The organism is Pseudomonas sp. KK4 (genome assembly GCF_001984065.1).
Classification (GTDB): Bacteria; Pseudomonadota; Gammaproteobacteria; order Pseudomonadales; family Pseudomonadaceae; genus Aquipseudomonas.
In genome coordinates this window covers 1-5,621 of record NZ_LYVP01000197.1, presented here as the reverse complement: position 1 = coordinate 5,621, position 5,621 = coordinate 1, and the positions used below count along the sequence as shown (strand labels likewise).

General features: G+C 62.5%; 5 protein-coding genes. 2 read left to right on the top strand and 3 right to left on the bottom strand.

What is annotated here, in order from left to right; translation table 11 throughout:
* Positions 1-114 precede the first annotated feature (114 nt).
* On the bottom strand, positions 115-1,011 hold the full coding sequence (locus B0W55_RS28500) for a LysR family transcriptional regulator (protein WP_077049241.1): 897 nt from the start codon (positions 1,009-1,011) through the stop codon (positions 115-117).
* A gap of 145 nt (positions 1,012-1,156) precedes the next feature.
* Here B0W55_RS28500 and B0W55_RS28495 point away from each other — a divergent pair, with 145 nt between their 5' ends.
* Both B0W55_RS28495 and wrbA read left to right on the top strand, forming a co-directional pair.
* Positions 1,157-2,035: a pirin family protein gene (locus tag B0W55_RS28495; protein ID WP_077049240.1), complete on the top strand. Its 879-nt coding sequence runs from the start codon at positions 1,157-1,159 to the stop codon at positions 2,033-2,035.
* 71 nt (positions 2,036-2,106) lie between these two features.
* The gene (gene wrbA, locus B0W55_RS28490) at positions 2,107-2,709 is read left to right on the top strand and encodes an NAD(P)H:quinone oxidoreductase (RefSeq protein WP_077049239.1); all 603 of its coding nucleotides are present in this window, start codon (positions 2,107-2,109) and stop codon (positions 2,707-2,709) included.
* Between the two features lie 85 nt (positions 2,710-2,794).
* Here wrbA and B0W55_RS28485 read toward each other — a convergent pair whose 3' ends face one another.
* Together B0W55_RS28485 and xylG are read right to left on the bottom strand one after the other, a co-directional pair.
* On the bottom strand, positions 2,795-3,931 hold the full coding sequence (locus B0W55_RS28485; protein ID WP_077049238.1) for a sugar ABC transporter permease: 1,137 nt from the start codon (positions 3,929-3,931) through the stop codon (positions 2,795-2,797).
* Entirely contained in the window at positions 3,932-5,488 is a 1,557-nt protein-coding gene (xylG, locus tag B0W55_RS28480) for a D-xylose ABC transporter ATP-binding protein (protein ID WP_077049237.1), read from the bottom strand.
* Positions 5,489-5,621: the final 133 nt, after the last annotated feature.

The following is a 5,621-nucleotide window of genomic DNA, read 5'->3' as shown; positions in this document are numbered from 1 at the left end:
GGGTGAATGCATGATTCGTCCGGACGAGGAGAGCTTGGGCCCCATCCGCCGGGCGAAAAAAATTGTAGTTCAATTATCGCTGCGTGAAACAAAACGTCGGCCACTGGCAGGCGCTCACACAAGCAGTTCTTCATGCAAGTGGCTGACGGCTTCCTCGACAAACTTGCTGACCGCCAGGGGGATCTGATTGCGGCTGGGGAAGACAATGAACAAGTCGTTGCTCTGCTGACCGTACTCGCACAGCACCTCAACCAGCTCACCGCTGCGCAGGCTCGAGCGCAGGATGGGTTCAGGCAGGAAGCAAATGCCCAGCCCGGCAGTGGCGGCCTTCAATTGCGCGTGGGCAGTGCTGGCGCTGAATCGCCCGGTCACGCTGATTTGTGTGGCACCCATGGGGCCGACAAGGTGCCAGGTGGACTGGCCGCTGGGGTGCGACGAAAAAATGCAGCTGTGCTCGCTCAACCCATGAACGTCGGTGGGCACACCCTGCGTCTTCAGGTAGCGGGGGCTGGCGGCGAGCACCCGACGCCCCGGGTTGATCTTGCGAGCGACCAGGCTTGAATCGGACATCACGCCGGATCTGAAGGCAAGGTCCACACCTTCGGCAATCAGGTCGATCCGCTGATCACTGAGCACGAAATCCAGGCTGACTTTGGGATAGCGGGCGATGAAGTCCGCCACGAAACTCATTTTGAACACTTCAAAAAAATCGGCGGGCGCTGCGACCCTTAGCCTGCCGGTGGGCTCGCGAGCGCCGCCGGTCAGTTGGCGACTGACTTCGGCCAGGTCGTTTATCTGCGTGGCACTTTTCCCATACAGCAATTTGCCTGCATCGGTCAGCACCAGTTTGCGGGTCGATCGATGCAGCAGTCGTACCCCCATATGCGACTCCAGCTGCTTGATGCGTCTGCTGAGGGTGTTGGCCGGTGCGCCGGTGCGTCGTGCCGCTGCGGCGAAACTGCCCGCGTCCACGATCTGAATGAAGATTGCCAGGTCATTCAAGTCGAACATTCGATCAGGCCAAATATGGATGAGTGAAATTCCACTGTAGTCGCTAATCAAACCAATACCGACTCTTTATGATGAACCGGCGTGGCAGGTCACCCGAAGATTGCTGGCGGGGCTTGCGTGCACCGTCATTTCAAGTGGAAACCGCATGACTCTCTCAGCCCAATGCGACACCGTCGTTCACCGCCCGATCAGCCACCGCACCCGCGGCAGTGGCCACGGCCCGATCACTCGTCTGATGAGCCCTTCGGACCTGGGCCATCTGCTCAAACCCTTCGTCTTTCTGGATCTGTTCGAAGCCCCCGGTTCATTCCTTGGACACATGCCACTGCACCCGCATTCGGGGATCGCAACCGTCACGGTGATCAGTGAAGGAAGCGTGCAGTTCGATGACCCGCACGCCGGTCGTGGGACCATCGATTACGGCGGCGTGGAGTGGCTGCGGGCGGGCGCGGGGGTCTGGCATGGCAAGGAGCTGTCGGCGCAGACTTGTGCGCGCGTCCAGGGCTTTCAGCTCTGGCTGGCACTGCCGCCGGAACTGGAGAACGGTGCAGTGGACAGCCAGTACCTGGAGGCCAGTGCCATCCCTGTCGCCGGGCCTGCACGGGTCATTGTCGGCCGCTACGACGGCGTGCAAAGCCCTGTTCGGGCGCCTGAAGGGATCAACTATCTGCTGGTGACGATCCCCGCCAATGAGCGCTGGACCTATACGCCACCCGAAGGGCACCGTACCTTGTGGATGAGTGTCAGCCGTGGCTCCGTCCAGACACCGCAAAGGGTGAACGCGGGGGAGCTGGTGATATTCGAGCAGGGCACTCAGGCCGTTACGTTGGTGGCTGGGGACAAGGATGCCGTTTTCGTCATCGGATCGGCCGTTCCCCATCCGCACGATCTCAAACTGGGGTATTACTCGGTGCACACCAACGACGAAGCCTTGCGAGCCGGGGAGGCGAAGATTGCCGAGATCGCCCAGCGCGTGCGTCAACGCCAGTCGGCCGAGGACTCGTCCAGACCGGTATTCAGATAGCGTTGCCTCAGATCGATCCACAACCGCACAACGGGCATGAGTGCTCGTTCATAACGTTCCGGGAGACAAAAATGACAAAAGTACTGGTGCTGTATTACTCGATGTACGGCCACATTGAAACGATGGCCCACGCTGTTGCCGAAGGTGCTCGAAAGGTCGCGGGGGTGGACGTCACGGTCAAGCGGGTACCGGAAACCATGGACCCGCAAGCGTTCAAGGCGGCCCATGGCAAAACCGAGCAGCAAGCGGCGATTGCGTCTGCGAGTGAGCTTGGAGAGTACGACGCGATCATCTTTGGCACGCCCACCCGATTTGGCAACATGGCCGGGCAGATGCGCACCTTTCTGGACCAGACCGGGGGGCTGTGGGCCAAGGGTGCACTGGTCGGCAAGGTCGCCAGCGTATTTACCTCGACAGGCACTGGCGGCGGTCAGGAAACCACCATCACGTCGACCTGGACGACCCTGGCGCACCACGGCATGGTCATCGTTCCCATTGGCTACAGCGATCCGGCGCTGTTCAATATTTCTGAAGTGGGTGGCGGCACGCCCTATGGTGCATCGACCATTGCGGGAGGGGACGGTTCGCGTCAGCCGGACGCCCGCGAACTGGGCATCGCCCGCCATCAGGGTGAGTACGTTGCAAAGGTCGCGGTAAAACTTTCGGCCGCTTGAGTGCGCCAGCCGCCTCCGATGGGAGGCGGTTGGCTGTGGTTGTGCCGGTCAGGCAAGCGGGGCGGGCGTGCGCCCTGGTCTGGCCTCAGCGTCGCCCGGTGCGGGTGCTCACATCGACCCACACCGCCAGCACCAGGATGCTGCCCTTGACGATCATCTGCCAGTAACTGTCGACGTCGAGCATGGACATGCCGTTGTCCAGGCTGGTGATCACCAGCGCGCCGAGGAGGGCGCCGTACACCGTGCCGGAACCGCCGCGCATGGAGGTGCCGCCGATGAAGCAGGCGGCGATGGCGTCCAGTTCGCCCATGCTGCCGGCCGACGGCGAACCGGCGGCCAGGCGCGCGGTGTTGACCACCCCGGCCAGGGCGCACATCACGCCCATGATCCCGAAAATCCACAACTTGACCGCCTGCACGTTGATACCGGACAGGCGCGTCGCTTCCATGTTGCTGCCCACCGAGTAGACGCGCCGCCCGAACACGGTCTGGCTGGTCACGTAGCTGAACACCCCCAGCAGCACCAGCAACAGCAGCACTGGCACGGGGATGCCATCGTAGCTGTTGAGGGTCTGGACGAAGCCGGCCAGCACCACGCCGATCACCACCACCCGTACCACGTCACGCACCAGCGAATGGGCAGCCAGGCCATGCAGGGCGCGATTGCGTCGTTGCTTCCAGGCCAGGAACAGCGTCAGTGCGAACAGCACGATGCCCAGGCCCGTGCCGGCGGCGTGGGGCAAGTAACCCTGGCCGATATAGACAAGCTGCGGCGAGACCGGGGCGATGGTGGTGCCGCCGGTGATGCCGAGCAACACGCCACGAAACGCCAGCATGCCGCCCAGGCCGACGATGAACGATGGAATCCTCAAATAGGCGGCCATGTAGCCATTGGCGAGGCCGATGATCAGGCCGCAGAGGGCCACCAGGCTGAGGTTGGCCAGCAACGGGATGTGGTAGATCACATCGAGGATCGCCGCCAGCCCGCCCAGCAACCCGAGCAATGAGCCCACCGACAAATCGATCTCGCCGCTGATGATCACCAGCACCATGCCGCAGGCGAGGATCCCGGTGATGGACATCTGCCGCAGCAGGTTGGAGAGGTTGCGCGGGGTGAGGAACCCACCCTCGGTCTGCCAGCTGAAGAACAGCCAGATCACCGCCACGGCGATGACCAGCGCGAGCATTTTGTAGCGGGAAAACAGTTGTTTGACCTGGTTCATCTACGCGGATTTCCGATCATTGTTTTGATGGCCAACGGGATGGCTGAGTGCGGCGCTGAGCAGTTGTTCCTGGGTCAGGTCCTGATTGACGAAGTCGCCGCGCAACTGACCCTCGCCGATCACCAGGACGCGGTCGGAGACGCCGAGCACTTCGGCCAGCTCCGAAGACACCATGATGATCGACACGCCTTCGGCCGCCAGCGCGCCCATCAGTTTGTAGATTTCATATTTGGCGCCGACGTCCACGCCTCGGGTGGGCTCGTCGAGAATCAGCACCCGTGGCTTGGTCAGGAGCATCTTGGCCAGCACGGCTTTTTGCTGATTGCCACCCGACAGGCTGGTGATCGGCAGGAACGGGCTCGCGGCCTTGAGGTGCATGCGGGCGATCTCGCGATCGATGCTGCCCAGTTCGGCTTCGGCGTCGATGCGGGTCAGTTTCGAGTAGCTGTCGAGCACCGCCAGGGTGATGTTCTGGCCCACGCACAGGTCCGGAATGATCCCCTGGCGCTTGCGGTCTTCGGGCACCAAGCAAATGCCGGCCTGGATCGATTTGAGCGGTGTGCGGGTGTCGATGCGCTGGCCATCGAGCCAGACCTCGCCTTCGCTGCGGCCGGGGTAGGCGCCGAACAGGGCGGTCACCAGTTCGGTGCGGCCGGCGCCCACCAGCCCGGCGATGCCGAGGATTTCCCCGCGCTTGAGCACGAACGACACGTCGTCGACCCGTTTGCGCTTGGGGCTGTCCACGTCGTAGCAGGTGATGTGGCGGGCCTCGAAGATCACCTCGCCCACCTCATGGGGCTCGCTGGGGTAGAGGTTGCTCATTTCCCGGCCGACCATCTGGGTAATGATCTGCGGGATGTCCATGTCCGCCATGGCGGTCGTGGCGATGTGCTTGCCGTCGCGGATCACCGAAATGGTGTCGCACACGGCGGCCACTTCATCGAGCTTGTGGGAGATGTAGACGCAGGCCACGCCTTTGGCCTTGAGGTCGCGGATGATGTCCAGCAGCACCTCGATTTCCGAACGGGTCAGGGCTGACGAAGGCTCGTCGAGGATCAGCAGGCGCGCTTGCTTGTTCAGGGCCTTGGCGATTTCCACCAGTTGCTGGTAGCCGCCGCCGTATTGCGAGACCGGTAGCGAGACGTTCATGTCCGGCACCTTGAGTTCGCGCATCAGGGCTTCGGCGCGGTGGATCATCGCCGGGTAATTCATGCGCCCGCCGGGCAGCGTCAGTTCGTGGCCCATGAAGATGTTTTCGGCCACCGACAGGTCGGGCACCAGGGTCAGTTCCTGATGAATGATGACGATGCCCGCCGCTTCGCTGTCGCTGATCGACTGGGCCCTGAGCGGCTGACCGTCCCAGAGGATTTCACCCTCCCAGGTGCCATGGGGATAGACCGCCGAGAGGATCTTCATCAGCGTGGATTTGCCGGCACCGTTCTCACCGCACAGGCCCACGCACTCCCCGGGCCTGACCTTGATATCGATGCCATTGAGGGCTTTGACACCGCCGAAGGTTTTGACGATGCCGTTCATTTGCAGCAGATAGTCGGACATGGCAGAGACTCGTGGCAGCAGAAGACAGAGCGAACGAATAGCCTCCTGTGGCGAGGGCGCTTGCTCCCGTTGGGTTGCGCAGCAGCCCCCATTTTCCAGGGCCGCTTCGCAGCCCAACGGGAGCAAGCTCCCT

Coding starts and splice junctions, on each gene's coding strand:
- B0W55_RS28500 (WP_077049241.1), bottom strand. CDS start 1,011: ATGTTCGACTTGAATGACCTGGCAATCTTCATTCAGATCGTGGACGCG.
- B0W55_RS28495 (WP_077049240.1), top strand. CDS start 1,157: ATGACTCTCTCAGCCCAATGCGACACCGTCGTTCACCGCCCGATCAGC.
- wrbA (WP_077049239.1), top strand. CDS start 2,107: ATGACAAAAGTACTGGTGCTGTATTACTCGATGTACGGCCACATTGAA.
- B0W55_RS28485 (WP_077049238.1), bottom strand. CDS start 3,931: ATGAACCAGGTCAAACAACTGTTTTCCCGCTACAAAATGCTCGCGCTG.
- xylG (WP_077049237.1), bottom strand. CDS start 5,488: ATGTCCGACTATCTGCTGCAAATGAACGGCATCGTCAAAACCTTCGGC.